This is a genomic window from Flagellimonas eckloniae (assembly GCF_001413955.1).
In the GTDB taxonomy this organism is placed as follows: domain Bacteria; phylum Bacteroidota; class Bacteroidia; order Flavobacteriales; family Flavobacteriaceae; genus Flagellimonas; species Flagellimonas eckloniae.
On record NZ_LCTZ01000002.1, the window covers coordinates 582,929 to 600,242 of the forward strand.

Sequence of the window (17,314 nt, forward strand, 5' to 3'; positions counted from 1 at the left end):
ACTGAACTCGAGACAATCTCTTAATCGTTAAACCGATTCCCGGCAACAAACTGATTTTGGTTGACAATGGATTTCAACCTCATCTTTAGATCCTCACCGGCATCATAGACCATTTGCTCATTGGTTGGAAAAGGTATGGCTCTCACATCCAAAAGTGTAATTAAATCCGTGTTCAAGGCTCTTTTATCACCTTTATAATTGGCGTAGATGTGCTCAAAGATAAATTCACTGGACAAAGGGTAGGAGTTGATTTCTTGACCATTGGACAAATCCGTTAGGCTTACCTGCGCTCCGATCTGTGCGCTTTTAAATTGGGTAAATTGATAGAAATTGCACTTTACCGTTTTAAGCCGATCTACCTTAATCCTGTTTCCAAGACTGTCCTTAACGGCGTTACCTTGGTTATCCAGTAGATATTCATACCCATCCTTAATTTGTTTCTCCTTGATGATCTGCGTTTCATTTATTTGTTCTGGAGATATGTAGATTTCCCTAAAATTTAAATTCAAGGCATAATCATATTGTATATCTTCCAACGGTCTGGTATGGTATTCTGTCCAAAAATTATTGATGCCAAAGGTGTTAAAATCTAACAATTCATTTTCCAATCTTTCTGGAATGATCTGTTCCGTTTCATTGGCAATATCAACACGTATGTACTCCAATCCTCTTTCATGGGCCTGATGCATCTTTGCCACTGTCTCTTTGTACCCAGGATTAATATTCTCTAAATACTTAAGATCATCATATGCAGCTCTGTAATCTTCTTTTTCCCTTGCGGTTGTCAACAAGTTTGAAGCATTGTCGTACAAATACTGGGATAGACCGTTTTTGGTGCTAAGAATACTAGAGTCATAATTTGAAAAACGAAAGTTTGCATCTCTACCCTCATCTATGATGGAGAGGGGCAATAGTGGTCTAATGCGCTCTTGAATTCTCTTTAATTGCTGATACTTTTTATAAATGGTTTCCAAATTAGCAGGATTACCGTCTTTTTCTAAAAAGGTAATTTGTTCAACTTCCCGTTCAGAGTTTTTCGCAAATGCGTCTTCAAGCATCAGAATATAGGCTTGATTTCCTTTTTTGGTTTTGTTTTCTGCCAAGTTTTTTATTGCCTTGTTCATTGCAGAAACGTAGTTGCCACTGTTTAAATCTTCTTGGGTTTTCTTTACTCCCCCGCAGGCAGCAAGCAAGACCATCATACTAATGAGTACTAATTTTTTCATGGTTTTTTGATTTTATGGGTTTGGATATGGTTTTCAATAGCTGTGCCAAAAAAGCACATTGTAGTAACGAAAAAGGATGAAGAGTAGTATAATATCGATGAAATACATGAAAAATAGCACTTACTCCATTGTTAATTGTTGTTGGATAAAATCAATTTTTGCAACAATTTTTTTCGATTTAATTAGCTTTTCTATTCGTAATTTTAGCACTTCTTAATTTAAAAGCAAATGCAAAGAGACCAAGCAATTTTTGACTTAATAGCACAAGAAAAGGAACGTCAGATAGAAGGAATAGAGCTAATAGCTTCAGAGAACTTTACCAGTCCACAGGTTATGGAGGCTGCGGGCTCTGTTCTGACCAACAAATATGCCGAGGGCTATCCCGGAAAGCGCTATTATGGTGGTTGCGAAGTGGTTGATAAAGTAGAGCAGCTTGCCATTGATCGTGCCAAAGAGCTTTTTGGTGCGGTATATGCCAATGTGCAACCACATTCAGGTTCTCAAGCAAACGCTGCGGTATATCATGCCTGTTTAAAGCCAGGAGATACCATTTTAGGTTTTGATTTATCTCACGGAGGGCATTTGACCCATGGGTCTCCCGTAAATTTTTCTGGTAGATTGTACAAGCCTGTATTTTATGGTGTTGATGAAGAGACGGGTACTTTGAACTATGATAAAATTCAAGAAATAGCTACGAGGGAACAGCCAAAGTTGATTATTGCGGGTGCTTCTGCGTATTCCCGAGATATGGATTTTAAGCGATTCCGGGAAATTTCGGATAGTGTCAATGCAATATTACTTGCAGATATCTCTCACCCTGCTGGTCTGATTGCCAAAGGAATTTTAAATGACCCTATTCCACATTGCCATATTGTTACCACTACTACCCATAAAACATTACGTGGGCCAAGAGGTGGACTTATCTTAATGGGAGAGAATTTTGAAAACCCTTTTGGAATACGGCTTAAAAATGGGAATCTCAGAAAAATGTCCGGTTTATTGGACCTTGCTGTATTTCCTGGTAACCAAGGAGGTCCTTTGGAACACATAATTGCCGCGAAGGCAATCGCATTTGGCGAAGCACTTACCGATGAGTTTTTACACTACATGCTTCAGGTTAAGAAAAATGCCGATGCAATGGCAAATGCATTTATGAAACGGGATTACAAAGTTATCTCTGGAGGAACGGATAACCATATGATGTTAATTGATCTTAGAAACAAAAACATTACTGGTAAAGATGCAGAGAAGGTTCTAGAGGAAGCTGCCATCACCGCAAATAAAAACATGGTTCCTTTTGACAATCAGTCTCCATTTATTACTTCTGGAATTCGTTTTGGAACCCCGGCAATAACTACAAGAGGTTTAAAGGAAGGTGATATGGAAACCATTGTTGACTTTATAGACCAAGTTCTAATGGATTCTGATAATGAACAACATATTTCTCAAATAAAACAAAAGGTCAACGACTTAATGAAGTCAAGACCTTTGTTTAACGGTTAGCAATGAGAAGCGTTCTTAGACTAAGCCTAAGGGCCAAAAGTTTTTATTCCAAAAGAAAGAAGTCTTCTTTGCTGAGTTGTTTTGTTTTGAGGTTATAGACCATCGCATTATGTTGTGAGCCATCTTCAAAGTAAATGCCCCAATAATCAAAATAGTTTTGTTCAATTTCGAATATGTTTTGGGTTGGGTCTTCAAAAACAGGAACAAAAATTTCGTAGGGCATTTCGGTTAGGCCCTTTGTGAAATGAACGAAGTTTTCACTGGCCTTAAAAATGATTTCTCCAAGTTGCTCTGGTATGCTATGATCGTAAATTTTGGTAATAACTATGGATGTGTCATTGAAGTGAAATGAGGCTTCGGTTATATCAATAGTATTGGAATTATTGTCGCAAAACTTTTGGAAAGCTGTATTGAAAGAAGATTGTATGGTGGAATCTTCTTCATTAATAGTAAAACCGCCCCAATTTTCGGTATTAAAGTGATGTAGACTTTCGGTTAATCCATAATTACAGAATAGCTCCAGTACTAAATCAGTTTTTTCACTGTCTGAATGATAACTCCAGTGAACCTTTACTTTGGCAAAAAAGTCTTTTTCCAAGACTTTTATAAAATCATCCAAGCCGTCAAGTGTGGCAAATGAATTAATGCCATCTAGGGGGAAGTTTTTTTTCATTTTTTTTTCGAATGACATAGCGGATAGTTTGGTATATGTTCTCTACCAAAGTTATAACGAATCTTTTTTTTTGGATTGGAGGAAAACCTTAAAAATTCTGGGGGTTTTCTAGTATTTAGCCACTTTTTTTATAAATAAAACAAAATAATTCCTAGATGTTGACTTAATGAAGTAGTAGTGAAGATTCCGAGATTAGATAAAACCTCTATTTTTTGCAGCTAAAATCAATGCAAGATCATTTTCATTTTCTGTACCAAAAAGCGATTTCAAGTGTCGTTTTCTATTTTCTATTGAAGATGGGGAGAGCCTGATAAATTTTTCCAAATCCTTGTTTTTGGTTCCGATGGAAAGATGGTACAATATCTTTTTGTCCTTTTCGTCAAGGCTGATGTCATTCGTCATTTTCTTCCGTATCGCAGCAAGTGCTTTTGACGAATAATAAGGTGGGTTTAGGACAACAGTTTTAACAGCCTCTTCCAATGTTTTTGGATCAATATCCGTTTTTACCAAATATCCATCTGGATCTACGGATTTAAGAATACTGTTTATTCTATAATTATCACTGAAAGAAGACATGAACACAATTTTGGTTTCCGGGACCAATCTCCGGGCCAGCACCCCTAAATCTTCACCGGTGTGTGGTTGGTCTTCATTTGGCGGAAATAACTGAACGTCCATGAACAAAATGTCATACTTAAACGAATCAACAGAATCTTCGATAAGCTTTTTACCTCTTTCATAGGTATTGGCTGTGTCAACTATTATGCTGTGACCCTCAAAAACAATTCGTTCCAAGATAAATTTATATCCCAGCATTGTCATCTCATGATCATCTATCGCTAATATTCGAAGTGTTGTCATCTCCATAATCATTTATCAAAATTAGACATTTACAGTTTGTCTACGTTCCAAAAAAACCTTTGGATCTTTCAGTTGTGTATAATTGGCCGGTAACGAAACAATTATCGTTGTGCCTCTCCCTTTTTTACTGATAATGGTATAGGTGCCCTTTATTTTTTTAACTCTTGCGGTTACATTTCGTAAACCGATGCCTCTTTTTCCCTTTGTGGTATCAAAACCAATACCGTCATCTTCAATGGTCAGTTCTAATTGTTCATTTTCTAACACAAAACTAACATTCACCATTTTGCACTGGGCATGCTTTACGCAATTTTGCAACGATTCTTGAATAATGCGATAAACATTGATTTTAATATCACCATCCAAATTGTCCCATTGCACATTTTCAGTATAAACAAAAGAACATGAAATACCTGAAGACTTGCCAATAGTATTTATTAAATCTTCAAGTGATACAATAAAGTTATAAATTTTTTGATAAGCTGCATCATTAAGTTCATGTGAAATGGTCCGTATTTCCTCTTCAAGATCTCTTAGTTTTTCAATAAGAGCAGCCCTTTGATTCACGGAAGCTTCATCCTCTTTATCATTTAAACCACTTAATATTAAGCGTATACCAAGCATTTCTCCCAAAATACCATCATGCAGTTCTTCGGATATCCTTTTTTGCTCCAATTGCTTACCTTCTTCAAATTTACCCTGTTGGGAAAGCATAAGGTTATAAATTTCTTGATTGTTCTCTTGTTGTTTCTGTTGAAACTTAAGTTTGTTGTTACTTATGCGTTGGTAGACAATTACAAATATGGATGCACCCAATAACAACAGCCCAATTGCCACTCCGGTCCAAACTTGTTTTTGGCGGTATAAAATCTCATTGCGTTCAATGACCTCATCGGTTTCCAAACGTATTCGTGCAAACTTATCCCGTATGGCACGTTCTTCATCCTTTATTCTCTCACTTAGCTCATAGAACTCATTGGAGTAGGCAACGGCATTTTGGCTATCCATGTTTGTTAATAACCGAAGTACTTTTAGATGCTGGTCATTGTTAGAGGTCTCTTTTGCCAATGCCAATGCCTCTTGAGCATATTTCTTTGATTTGAGAGTATCGCCTTCCACAGCTAGTAGTTCAGCGTAATATTTTTTAGCCCTTGCTTGATCCAAAGAAAACTCGATACTATCATTTAAACGAATAGCTTTTGAGAGCAAATCAGATGCTTCAGAAATATTTTTTCTACCCTTAAATATCGCATATCCATGGCTAGCCAAAGCTTTGGAATATAGCGACGGTTTTTCTAATCTTAAATCATTATCAGTAAATAACTCTGAATATGCATTTTCTGCCTTAATATATTCTTCACTCCTTAAAAATTCATTGGCAATATTATTTCTATTTTGTCTACTATATTCTAATTTATCACTGGACTTGAATTTTTTTATATAATCTCCAGCCTTTTTATAGTATTCCAAGGATTTTTCAGAATTGTTCATTCCTCCCGCAATTATACCCAGCATATTAGTACAGTTGTATATTCTCCTATTATCATCCAAATCATCAAAAATGCGCAATGCCTCGGCAATATTTTTTTCAGCACCTAAATAGTCCTTAAAATATTCTTGAATTCTTCCCATGCTATATAACATGCGCCCGTTCAAGGACAAAGATGTGGAATCAACAGGTAATTTGTTAAAACTTTTATATGCTTTTTGATAATGAAAATAGGCGCTGTCCATAACATTATACGAAAGCATAAAAGAGGCCATGTCCCAATGAGATTCACCCAAAATTTTGTTGTTGTTTTGATTTAAAGCCATTTTCATGGCTTTTTGGTTGACACTTCTAAAACCGGAAGAGTCCTTTAGTTTTTTATACGTTAATGAGGCAGATGAAAGATATTTTAGGGATATAGAATCATTGCTTAGAACCAAAATATCCTGCAAAGCCCTAGCTAAAAATTCTTGACGTTCGTTAATGGAAAGTTGCGTACTGTCATTGGCTATTCCTATCCAGTTTTCAATGTTAGTAAATTCAGAATTCACTAAATTTTGTGGACCTCGATTATTGCAGTTAATAGAGGTAATTAGAAGAACCAATATAAGTAATCCTTTTTTCACTTTTTTGGAAGGTAATTATGGATATGAGAGTATGTTCTTTTATTACAAGGTAAACAAAAAAGCTCTGAATATTAACATACCCAGAGCTTTTTTGAACCATGGATTGTGGTTCACATATCCCTAGAATCTTCCATTGAGGACAAAAGCCTTTCTGACCGTACAAAGTCAGACCTTGAACTTTTATCATAACTCAATGATTCCTCCTCACTAAAACTGCATGTTCTAGTATTTATGTGACGTGATTTATCTGAAAGTTTGGTTCCGAAACTTTCTGGTATTTTTTTCCTGTCACAAGAATTTATGCTAAATCCAAAAACAATCAACGCTAGAGGTATTATGAGCTTTTTCAAAGGAGGATTTTTTTTTACCAATTTTAATTTTCTCTAGCATCTTCATCAGAGTCATTTCCTGTAGTAGCATCTTGGTCCGCTATGCTTTCAAAAAGATCTTCGGTTTCTTGAACACTGGATTCTGCTTCACAAGATACCATTCCAATTGTCATTGCAGCAATAGCTAAAATACTTAACGTCTTTCTCATAATATGGATATTTAGTTGTTAATGGCGACAAGATACCTAGCACCTAAACCTGTAAGAATTAAATCTATAGGGTTTTAGTATTTTTCGGGATTCTACTAGAATTTTAAGAGAAACTGTAAGAATTAAACTAATTGAGTGTCTTAATGGCTGTTTTGGAGAGCATTTCTTTTAACGCGTCAATTTTATTCTTATACGTCTTGGAAAAGGGTAATTCGTCCTCACGATCACTACGCAGGGTACAAACGGATTTACCGTAATTGATTCGGGATACATACCTGCTATTTAGTATATAGCTTTGATGAATGCGGATAAAGCTTTGGGGAAGTCTTTCCTCAAAAGACTTTAATGTTTTAAATGCGCTTACAACATTACCATCCAACATAAAAAAATCAGTGGCATTGTTGTCCGATTTTAAATATAGAATGTCATTGGTATCCAAATAACGATAATCATTGTAGGATTTTAAACAAATGGTAGATGGAACGTTTTGTTTGGGATATAGTTTCCGTAGTCGCAATATGGTTTTCCTAATGTCAAACTCATTGTGTGGAAGAATCCAATAATCAAAAAAACCACTTTTTATGGCATTGTATGCATATTTTTTAGAAGTGGAAAATCCAATGAGGATTGGAAGTGATTCCATAAATTGATTAAGTTCCGTGACCATCTGAAAATAACTTATTCCATCTTCATTAAGATTAATAAGAATGATATCCGGAGTATATTTTAAAATGGAATTCAGTCCATCACGATGATTTCTAACAATATCTACACAGGTGAAATCATCATAGTCTTGCAAATACAACTGTAGCTGCAATTTAGATTCTGCATTAGGGTCTATTATAAGATAAGTATAATCCATGTGTAACTTACTGGTTGCAAGTTACTAACGTGTGGAAAAAACTCATTGCAGTTTTGCCTTAAAAAAACTATGGATTTTCCCCAAAAATGCCTTTTCTTGTAAGAAAAGAACAATTTAAGCAAGAAAATTAGTTCATGATTTCATTTTCATAGGCACCAACATCCGGGTCTTGCGTTCTATCAATTCCCAAAATATCTGTTGGAATTGTAGGGAAAATATTGGATTCGGCTGAATCCAAGGCAGCTGATTCTGGACCAATACTAAATTGATTGTCCAAAACTTGGATGAAATCTGGATCCTGGTTTAAAATGGTATTTTGGTAAAGTGTAGAATTGTCAAAATCATAAAGAGGGTCGTTCGCAAATTGACCATTGGGATCATTAAATTTTAAAAGACAATTGGTAAAGGCAAAATTGAATGTTTTGCTGGTATCTAGTCTCAATGTAAGTTCAAGGGATTGGCTACCATATATAATGCAATTTGTGAAATTCGCATTTTCCAGATTCTCAGTGACTATGTCCGTAGGCGTCTGAAGAAAATTATCCAATGCCAAAGTGGTTCCTTGCCTAAAACCATTGTTCCAATAATTGGCAAAGGTACAATGGGTAAAACTATACTTTCCTCCCAGGTTACCATAAAATGAATTGAAACCAGCGCTCCCCAGTACCGTATTTTCTGCAATAATATTGGCTGTGGTGGCCCAAAGGTTATAATTTAGACTGTTATAGACCTGTGTGTTCTTAATTGTTACTGTGGGGTCGTCTAAAATTCCATCCCCATCAATTCGTAATCCTATTGTAGCATTTTTGATTGTGAGGTACTCTATATAATTGTTTATACTTCCAGACCTTAACCAAATTGTTCCCCATTGCCCAGGTTCATCAGCGTATGTTGGTTCTAAACGATCTCCTTCAAAAATCACCTCATTTTCAAGCAAATCTGGATCTTCACTTAAAAGGCCATTTACCTGTATTGAAGCTCCACTGCTTACCAAGATTCCAGAGTTTTGATGAAAATGAACCCTTGTACCTGCCTGAATGGTCAGCGTTGCATCTTCCGGAACAGCGGCATAGCCATAGATTACATAAGGTTTTTCATTTGTAAACTGGAGTTCATTCTCCTCAAGAAAAAAGCCCTCAATTTGAATTTCGTTGCCATCTTCGTCCAGTCCAAGTGACAAAGTTTCTTTAGAACCATTGGAAAGCTCACTAGGATACAAGAAAACGGCATCTTTGACCAAAGTGACCAATTGTACTTCTTGGGCATTGGCTCCGTTTCCAAATACCAGTGCTTCGGTATATAAAAATTCATTCTCCGAAGTTTGGGAAACATCAAAAGTAGTCTCTATAAAAACAAAAAGACTATCCTTGGCCAATAATGGTACATTGCTGAATTCTTTTCCAGCAGCTCCATCAACATTAAGCCTATAACTGCTGCTCTGGCCATTTTCCAGGCCAACAAAGGGAATGAAGATATCATCATTTCCTCTATTATAAACTTTAAGTGTATAGGTGCTACTGCCAATATTCGTGAAAACGGTATCAAGAAAAACTGTATCTTTTGAGAACTGGAGATTTCCTGAACTAGGAGTATACTCAAAATCACTGCGGCATGAACCTAGGAAGATAGCTAGGGCGAGCCCTAAAAAAATCACACTAAATTTTATATACCAGCGATTCACGTTCTGCTAAATAGGTTTTGAATGGAATCAGGAACACGTTTCGGTCTAAGTGTCTTTGCGTCCAAAAGGCACCATTCTGTAGAGGCTTTAACTAAAAGCTTACCTGTTTTATTGTTTTTAACTTCCACAACTCGAGTGGAAAGAGCGCCTTTCGTATTCTTGATATAGGTGCTGACTTCAATTTGATCGTTCAGTTTTGCGGCCTTTTTGTATGTAATATTATGGTTTCTAACTACCCAAATGCAATTGTTTCTAATGTTAATGTCCGTTGCCTTAAACCAATGATTTTTAGAAACCTGCTGAATCCATTCTATATATCTTATGTTGTTCACATGATCTAAGTCGTCCAAATCACTTTGAACCACTTCAAATACCTCTTTATATGAATTCATTAATTTTTTTTCCGAATTTTTACCTCAAACAGCTTGTTCCAGTTTTTTCCGGTAACAAAAAAAGTCTCTCTTTCTTTATGATAGGCCACACCATTTAAAACCGAATTGCCTTCGTCCCATTCGGGACCTTTTTTTACTTTGTTTTTAAGACCACCAAAATTAATTACCCCTTCAATTGCCCCAGAGGCAGCATCAATGATCATCATACTTTCTTTTTGATAGACGTTGGCGTATAACTTTCCGTCAACATATTCCAATTCATTGGCCATATTAAAAATGGACTTGTTGGTCACTGTCTCAATGTAACCCATTTCTTGAAGCGTAGAGGGCTCTAAAAACCATATTTTCTCTGTACCATCACTCTTATAAAGCTGTTTACCATCATTGCACAGCCCCCAACCTTCACGACTTTCACCATAACTGAAATTTTTGATTTTCTCCAAATTGCTAGGATTGTATATGTAACCCAGCCCACTTCGCCATGTTAGTTGGTATAGTTTATCATTCAATAAGGTGATGCCTTCTCCAAATACAGTTTTGTCCAAATCTATTTTTTGAAGGATTTCCCCGGTCTCAAAATTTACTTTCCTAATGGTTGATGCTCCTTTTTTGCCCGTACTTTCATAAAGAATACCATTACTGAATTCCAATCCCTGTGTATAGGCCTTTGGGTCGTGCGGATAAGTGTTGATAATATCGTAGGTATACACCTCCGGTGCTGTGGCTGACAGCAGTTTAATTTTCTTTTCAAGCTCAACAGGTTGTCCTTCAACGGTTAGTTTGGCTTTCAGCATCTTGTTGCCCAGAGTTTTGGAACTTAAGGTTAATTTGCCATCCGTTAAAACTAATTCCTGACCATCCATGCTATATTGGATTTCTGATATTTCAATATTTTTTTTGTTCCCTATGGCAACCCCAACTTTTTGATTGTGTTGGAACTTATTTTTATTTCCCTCTAATTGAATGGTAAAGAGTTTTGCTGGGTCCGTTTCTCCTCCACAACCCAAAAAAAAGAGCAAGAATCCAAAAATAGAAAGTAGCTTGACCATGGTTTTAATAATATGTTTCATTTGTAGCATCCTGGTCATCGAAATTAAGGATGAAATGGGATTGCAGCAAATTTAAAAGGTCGTATATTTGCATTTGGCAAGTCCTACACGACCAGCTCCTGCAAAATCCCCCAGGGTGGGAACGCAGCAAGGGTATGCGGTCGTAGCGGTGCGATGTAGGTAGCTTGCCTTTTTTTGTTCCCTAAAGTCACGTAATTGTGAATACTTCAACTACAATTTTAAACCGTAATGATGGATAAAAAAGTTGTTTTGATAACAGGTGGTTCCTCAGGCTTGGGAAAGGCCATCGGAACTTATTTGACCTCCAAGAACTTTAAGGTTTATGGCACTGCCAGAAATCCCAAAAACTATCAAGGCTTTGATGCTTTTGAGTTATTACCACTTGATGTAAAGATTCCAGAGACTATTACCAAAGCGGTTGCCGAGGTCATTTCAAAAGAAGGAAGATTGGATATCTTGATTAATAATGCGGGGGTTGGAATTACAGGTCCAATTGAAGAAACACCCCATGAAGAAATCTTAAACGTTTTTGATATCAATTTTCATGGCCCCATTCATGTAATAAAGGCTGTCTTGCCTCAAATGAGAGAACAGGGTGAGGGAAAGGTCATCAATATAACATCCATTGCAGGCTATATGGGTTTACCATTTAGAGGGTATTATTCGGCCTCGAAGGGAGCGTTAGGAGTAATTACTGAAGCATTACGGATGGAGGTAAAAGATTTTGGGATTTCCATTACCAATCTTGCACCGGGAGATTTTGCCACTAACATAGCGGCGGGTAGATATCACGCTCCGGTTATGGATGGTTCACCATACGAAGCGGTATATCAAAAATCCTTGGATTTAATGAACGAGCACGTGGATGCTGGTGGTGATCCCATTCAAGTGGCTGAGAAAGTGTATGCCATTATTCAAAAACAAAACCCGAAGATTCACAACCCTGTAGGAGAGTTTATGCAAAAGTTTTCGCTGTTTTTAAAGAAGGTCTTGCCAGACAAAATCTATGAGCGACTTTTGCTCAATCATTATAAGCTGTAAAGCGATGGCATGTTTTTTGATAATTAGAAAAACATGATACAACTGAAAAGATTTACCGGAATTTGTTCACTCTCTCTGCTACTGCTTTTTGGAGGGTGTGACGAAATTTATGAATGCATTTTTAACATCAATCCAGAAATCCACAGCAAACAATTGCTTATAGGTTTTGTTGGTGACGATTACTATGATATTGTCACTGCTGAGATAAGCAATGAGGTCAATGATAATGATTATGACTATTTCTTTGATGTTATCGGAGAACTTCCTCCAGGCATTTTTTATGATTTTAATAGAAGATCAGTAGAATTTTTTGGTACTCCTGAAGAAACGGGCACGTATAGGTTTAGAGTGGAATTGTTTGTTGAAGGTTATGATTATGATGGGTATGATAGAAGTCCAACATGTTCAGAATCTACAGTAAGGGAATTCACGATTCAGGTGGTGGAATAGAGCCCCGTACACATATTTTGGTCAAAGATGGGCGACAAGGTTTGTTAATGTTGTAAATTCGCAATTGATTCATTAGTAAACTTAAAAACAAGCAAATAAAAATGAAATTTTTTATTGATACAGCTAATCTTGACCAAATTTCCGAAGCACAACAACTTGGCGTTTTGGATGGCGTGACTACAAATCCATCATTGATGGCTAAAGAAGGAATAACAGGAAGAGAAAACATTCTTAAGCATTATGTGGATATCTGCAAGATTGTTGATGGTGATGTTTCTGCAGAAGTAGTTTCTACAGATTTTGATGGAATGGTTAAAGAAGGGGAGGAGCTTGCCAAATTGCACGAGCAAATAGTGGTAAAGGTCCCAATGATCAAAGATGGCGTAAAAGCTTTAAAATATTTTTCAGATAAAGGAATCAGAACCAATTGTACTTTGGTGTTTTCAGCAGGGCAGGCCTTGTTGGCAGCAAAAGCTGGTGCAACCTATGTTTCTCCATTTTTAGGAAGATTGGACGACATATCCACAGATGGTCTTAACCTGATTTCTGAAATCCGATTGATTTATGACAATTACGGGTTTGATACGCAAATATTGGCAGCATCAATACGTCATACAATGCATGTGATTGATTGTGCAAAAATAGGTGCTGATGTAATGACAGGACCATTATCTTCAATAGAAGGTCTTTTAAAACATCCACTTACTGATATTGGGTTGGAAAAATTCTTAGCAGATTATCGTAAAGGTAACGGGTAAAGAATCAGAAAAAATGCAAATTGAAAAAAGCTCTGGAAAAGTATGTTTTTAGAGCTTTTTCTGTTTTTCAAAAGATGCATATAGGTTTGCAAATGCATCAACAATAATAGTATCCTTTGCAATAACACATTTGTTTAGACCATCAATGATCATGGTGTTCCTCACTTCCTTAAAATTTTTCCCATGATATTGGTTGGCTTTGTCCATACTATGTTGGTCAAGCATTTTCACCCACTGTGCATGGCTATTGCGTAGATTGATGCCAACAAAATTTAAATCCGGGTTTTCTTTTTTCAGCTTTCTTACTTGCTTGCTAACATTTCTGAAATGCTTTTTTTGGGAAGCAGTCCAAAAATAGAAGACTGTGGTTTTCTTCTTGCTAATATCTTTCAAGGAAATTTCATTATTATTTGTGTCCAGAAGCATTAAATCAGGAAGGCTGTAATTTGGCTGTAGGTTTTGAATTCCTTGATATAGGTGTGCTATCTCTTCCTTGTGCTCGTCATTTGTAGACAATGAATCAAATTTATTAATGAAGGCTTGGCATTCTTTGTTGGAATCATGCTCTTTCAATAAATAATCCATGGCAATGTTTCTAAAAAGCATATCCCTCAATTCAGTTTCTGCCACTAAACTATCTACCAGTTTAATCTTATGCTTGTTGAAATGTAAATGTTTCCCTCCCGGTTTTTCATCAGACCCACAACTCTTTATACATGACATGTAGGACAGGTTGCCAAAATGGTATTTCACAAAATCGAAGTAAGGCCTAAAATAGGCAAGGTCTTTTCTATTTAAATCTAAAGTAGACCGGTAATCGTAAAAGCCATCGGACAATTCATGGATTGTCTCCTCGTCCGTTTTCTTTTTGTGGTAAAAAGGATACTTTTCTTTGTATATGAAATTGTTGTAATCTATAGATGCTTTGGCAATGGAAAGAGCTTTTTCAGACAATAGATTGTCTTGGGTCATTTCTTCCAAGCTGGCAATTTTTAAATTTCGTAAAGAATCAATTTTTTGTTTGAATTCTTCAGGGTTCAATGCATAATAGTCGTAGACAAAGGGTGATTCTTTTTCATAGGTCAGGAACATCTCTATTAAAAAGTTGTTGATTTCGCTTCCTTGGCCAGAGAAGACCAATGATTCGTCAAACTCAACGGTGTTTAAACGAATTAAAATACTATCACCTTCCTGAAGATAAAGATATTGAAGCTCTGGACTATGGTCAAAATGGTATAAACCTTCTTCTATTGCCTGTAGGTTGAATGCAAATCGATTACCTTCATCCAACTTCACGGAATCAACGTAAGTATCGTTCTTGTAGAGAACAACGTAATCACTTGTGGGATTGACAATCTCTCCACCAAAAAAAACAGAAGGACACTCTTTGGATTTTTCAGAGCACCCCAAAATTGATAAAAAGGAGAGGCCGAGTAAAAGTCTAATCATATATGGGAACCATCTTGTTCGATTGACAAAATTACGAATACCTTAAAACGACTCTTGTTAATAGCTAGTTAAATGTTGTAAAACCTTGTAATTGTGTAGTTTAATAATGTGTGTTTAAATTGGTAATACGGGTAGGTTTTAGCTATTTTTGCAAAAAATTTATTATTGCATGCTATCAGTATCTAATTTATCCGTTCAATTTGGAAAGAGAGTTTTGTTTGATGAGGTGAATGTTACCTTCACCCAAGGAAATTGTTATGGCATAATTGGCGCCAACGGTGCCGGGAAATCTACCTTTTTAAAAATCATAGCTGGGCAAATAGATGCAACTTCTGGAAGCGTACACTTGGAGCCAGGAAAGCGGATGTCCATATTGGAACAGAATCATAATGCGTATGATGATGTTCCGGTACTGGAGACAGTTGTTATGGGTAATAAGCCTCTTTTCACCATAAAAAAGGAGATAGATGCACTTTATGCAGATTACACAGATGAGAATGCGGAAAAAATAGGGGAGCTTCAAGTGCAGTTTGAAGAAATGGACGGTTGGAACGCCGATAGCAATGCTGCAGCACTCTTATCTAACTTAGGGATAGCAGAGGACTTACATTACACCAATATGGCTGATATGGATTCCAAGTTAAAGGTTCGTGTGCTTTTGGCTCAGGCCCTGTTTGGAAATCCGGATCTATTAATTATGGATGAGCCTACAAACGATTTGGATTATGAGACGATAGGTTGGTTGGAGAACTTCTTGGCCAATTATGAAAATACGGTAATCGTAGTATCTCACGATAGACACTTTTTAGATGCTGTTTGTACCAGTATTGCCGATATAGATTTTGGTAAGATCAATCTTTTTTCCGGAAACTATACATTCTGGTATGAAAGTAGTCAGTTGGCAGCTCGTCAACGTGCGCAACAGAATAAAAAAGCTGAGGACAAAGCAAAGGAACTCCAAGAGTTTATCATGCGATTTAGTGCCAACGTTGCCAAGAGCAAACAAGCAACATCGCGTAAAAAAATGTTGAGTAAACTTAAAATTGAAGATATAAAGCCTTCAAGCAGAAGGTATCCTGCCATTATTTTTGAACGAGAACGCGAAGCTGGAGATCAAATTTTGAATATAGAAAAACTCTCTGTCACTTCTGAAGATGGAGATTTACTGTTTCAAGACGTTAATATTAACCTTGCCAAGGGCGATAAAGTTGCTATTATCTCAAAAGATTCAAGGGCAACTACGGCGTTTTATGATATTATCAATGGAAAGATCAAAGCTGACAGTGGTACATATCAATGGGGAATAACAACAACACATTCTTATTTGCCTGCTGATAATGCATCGTATTTTGAAGACAACATCAATTTAGTGGATTGGCTTCGTCAATGGACAAAAACTGAAGAAGAAAGAGAAGAAGTTTATGTAAGGGGTTTTTTAGGAAAAATGCTGTTCAGCGGTGAAGAGGCCCTGAAAAAATGTACGGTGCTTTCAGGTGGTGAAAAAGTACGCTGCATGTTAAGTAGGATGATGCTGTTGCGCGCTAATGTATTGTTGCTGGATGAACCTACCAACCATTTGGATCTTGAGAGTATTACGGCGTTCAACAATTCTCTAAAGAATTTTAAAGGAACTGTTTTGCTAACGACCCATGACCATGAGTTTGTCCACACTGTGGCAACCAGGATTATAGAGCTTACACCAAAAGGCACAATTGATCGCTACTCAACTTTTGATGATTATATGTCTGATAAATCCATAAAAGAACAACGGGAGAAAATGTACGCTATGGCAACTGTATAGTCTAAGCGTTAAAGTATTTACTGTTCCAAATTGCTGGATTAAAGTTTTTACCCAGGGCAAAACCATAAAATAACGCCACCGAAGCAATACACTTAAACATAAAAAAGTAAATGATCCAGAACTCGGCGTTTGTGCTTTTTTTCGAAAATAGTCCTTCTGGAACCAAAAGGGTTGTCAAATAACTCATAAATAATAACAGAAACAGTAGATTGACCATGTTTTTAAATGGCCAGACCAATACCCTACGAAAAGGGTGAAGGTCGTTTCCCCATTTATGGATCAAATAGAAATAATTATTCCCAATTGGCGCAAAAAGCAACGGGTCATCCTTGTCCTCCAACTTAAAGAGTTTAGAAGGTGCCATAATTTTGAATCCTTGAATTTCAATATTATGGGAAGCTTCCAATTTTTTAATTTTAGAAATGGCGCTTTGCGGAATTTTGCCTTTGAAATACCTACTATCTAAAAAACGAAGTCTATAATTTATACAAATCTCTTTGATATGGTCCAAATGATAAATCCTTTCAGTTTCGAGAAGTTCAAAATCAAAATTATTGTTATGTGGACTATTCTTGGAACCAAGCTGTTTGTTTATTTTGATTTCCTTTGCGTTGTCCTCTTCCAAAATATGATGCACATCCCGAAGAATACGATTTTCATTTAATGATTTATTCCGTAGTATGGAAAGTTCCCGCTCAATGTTGGTGTTTTTAAATAACATGTCTTTTTCTTAGCAATTCATTCAAATTTAACGAATTGTGTTTTTCAGTGTTGATCCTGCTAAAGAATGAAATGTTAATATTATGTTAAATAACATTTCATTCTTTAAATACAGAGAGCGTTTTCATAAAAATGTGTAACTTATCGAAGATTTTAGCATTTAATCGTCTAAAC

General features: G+C 36.4%; 16 protein-coding genes and 1 other RNA gene. 6 read left to right on the forward strand and 11 right to left on the reverse strand.

Annotated elements, in window-relative coordinates; all coding sequences use genetic code 11:
- Window positions 1-20 precede the first annotated feature (20 nt).
- A complete protein-coding gene (locus tag AAY42_RS02585; protein WP_055392446.1) occupies window positions 21-1,226 on the reverse strand; it encodes a hypothetical protein in 1,206 nt (401 codons plus the stop codon).
- A gap of 228 nt (window positions 1,227-1,454) precedes the next feature.
- Between AAY42_RS02585 and glyA the strand changes: the two genes are divergently transcribed.
- Window positions 1,455-2,729, forward strand: a complete 1,275-nt coding sequence (gene glyA, locus AAY42_RS02590) for a serine hydroxymethyltransferase (protein ID WP_055392447.1) — start codon at window positions 1,455-1,457, stop codon at window positions 2,727-2,729.
- Between the two features lie 43 nt (window positions 2,730-2,772).
- On the opposite strand, the gene AAY42_RS02595 is transcribed toward glyA, so the two are convergent.
- The 8 genes from AAY42_RS02595 to AAY42_RS02625 form a co-directional block, all read right to left on the reverse strand.
- The gene (locus AAY42_RS02595; protein WP_055392448.1) at window positions 2,773-3,420 is read right to left on the reverse strand and encodes a hypothetical protein; all 648 of its coding nucleotides are present in this window, start codon (window positions 3,418-3,420) and stop codon (window positions 2,773-2,775) included.
- 174 nt (window positions 3,421-3,594) lie between these two features.
- Entirely contained in the window at window positions 3,595-4,263 is a 669-nt protein-coding gene (locus AAY42_RS02600; protein ID WP_055397692.1) for a response regulator, read from the reverse strand.
- A 21-nt stretch (window positions 4,264-4,284) separates the two neighbouring features.
- On the reverse strand, window positions 4,285-6,378 hold the full coding sequence (locus AAY42_RS02605) for a tetratricopeptide repeat-containing sensor histidine kinase (RefSeq protein WP_139063619.1): 2,094 nt from the start codon (window positions 6,376-6,378) through the stop codon (window positions 4,285-4,287).
- 373 nt (window positions 6,379-6,751) lie between these two features.
- Window positions 6,752-6,916, reverse strand: coding sequence for a hypothetical protein (locus AAY42_RS18205; protein ID WP_175288713.1), 165 nt, complete (start codon window positions 6,914-6,916; stop codon window positions 6,752-6,754).
- A gap of 127 nt (window positions 6,917-7,043) precedes the next feature.
- The gene (locus tag AAY42_RS02610) at window positions 7,044-7,778 is read right to left on the reverse strand and encodes a LytR/AlgR family response regulator transcription factor (RefSeq protein WP_055392450.1); all 735 of its coding nucleotides are present in this window, start codon (window positions 7,776-7,778) and stop codon (window positions 7,044-7,046) included.
- 127 nt (window positions 7,779-7,905) lie between these two features.
- Entirely contained in the window at window positions 7,906-9,459 is a 1,554-nt protein-coding gene (locus tag AAY42_RS02615) for a hypothetical protein (protein WP_245625578.1), read from the reverse strand.
- The gene (locus AAY42_RS02620) at window positions 9,456-9,851 is read right to left on the reverse strand and encodes an acyl-CoA thioesterase (protein ID WP_055392451.1); all 396 of its coding nucleotides are present in this window, start codon (window positions 9,849-9,851) and stop codon (window positions 9,456-9,458) included. The genes AAY42_RS02615 and AAY42_RS02620 overlap by 4 nt, the downstream gene beginning before the upstream one ends.
- Window positions 9,851-10,921, reverse strand: a complete 1,071-nt coding sequence (locus tag AAY42_RS02625) for a glutaminyl-peptide cyclotransferase (protein ID WP_245625579.1) — start codon at window positions 10,919-10,921, stop codon at window positions 9,851-9,853. The genes AAY42_RS02620 and AAY42_RS02625 overlap by 1 nt, the downstream gene beginning before the upstream one ends.
- Window positions 10,922-10,995: 74 nt before the next feature.
- Here AAY42_RS02625 and ffs point away from each other — a divergent pair.
- From ffs to fsa, 4 genes are all read left to right on the forward strand, one after another.
- Window positions 10,996-11,094: signal recognition particle sRNA small type (gene ffs / locus AAY42_RS17890), an RNA gene on the forward strand.
- A 58-nt stretch (window positions 11,095-11,152) separates the two neighbouring features.
- Window positions 11,153-11,962, forward strand: coding sequence for an SDR family oxidoreductase (locus tag AAY42_RS02630; RefSeq protein WP_055397695.1), 810 nt, complete (start codon window positions 11,153-11,155; stop codon window positions 11,960-11,962).
- A gap of 33 nt (window positions 11,963-11,995) precedes the next feature.
- Complete coding sequence (locus AAY42_RS02635) at window positions 11,996-12,412, forward strand: hypothetical protein (protein ID WP_055392452.1); 417 nt, start codon at window positions 11,996-11,998, stop codon at window positions 12,410-12,412.
- A gap of 101 nt (window positions 12,413-12,513) precedes the next feature.
- Window positions 12,514-13,170 (forward strand): fructose-6-phosphate aldolase, encoded by a 657-nt coding sequence (gene fsa, locus AAY42_RS02640; RefSeq protein ID WP_055392453.1) that lies wholly within the window; start codon window positions 12,514-12,516, stop codon window positions 13,168-13,170.
- Window positions 13,171-13,218: 48 nt separating this feature from the next.
- Here the strand turns inward: fsa and AAY42_RS02645 are convergent, their stop codons facing one another.
- Window positions 13,219-14,619: a TlpA family protein disulfide reductase gene (locus AAY42_RS02645; protein ID WP_055392454.1), complete on the reverse strand. Its 1,401-nt coding sequence runs from the start codon at window positions 14,617-14,619 to the stop codon at window positions 13,219-13,221.
- A gap of 169 nt (window positions 14,620-14,788) precedes the next feature.
- Between AAY42_RS02645 and AAY42_RS02650 the strand changes: the two genes are divergently transcribed.
- Window positions 14,789-16,420, forward strand: coding sequence for an ABC-F family ATP-binding cassette domain-containing protein (locus tag AAY42_RS02650; protein ID WP_055392455.1), 1,632 nt, complete (start codon window positions 14,789-14,791; stop codon window positions 16,418-16,420).
- Between the two features lies 1 nt (window position 16,421).
- On the opposite strand, the gene AAY42_RS02655 is transcribed toward AAY42_RS02650, so the two are convergent.
- The gene (locus AAY42_RS02655) at window positions 16,422-17,141 is read right to left on the reverse strand and encodes a hypothetical protein (RefSeq protein ID WP_055392456.1); all 720 of its coding nucleotides are present in this window, start codon (window positions 17,139-17,141) and stop codon (window positions 16,422-16,424) included.
- Window positions 17,142-17,314: the final 173 nt, after the last annotated feature.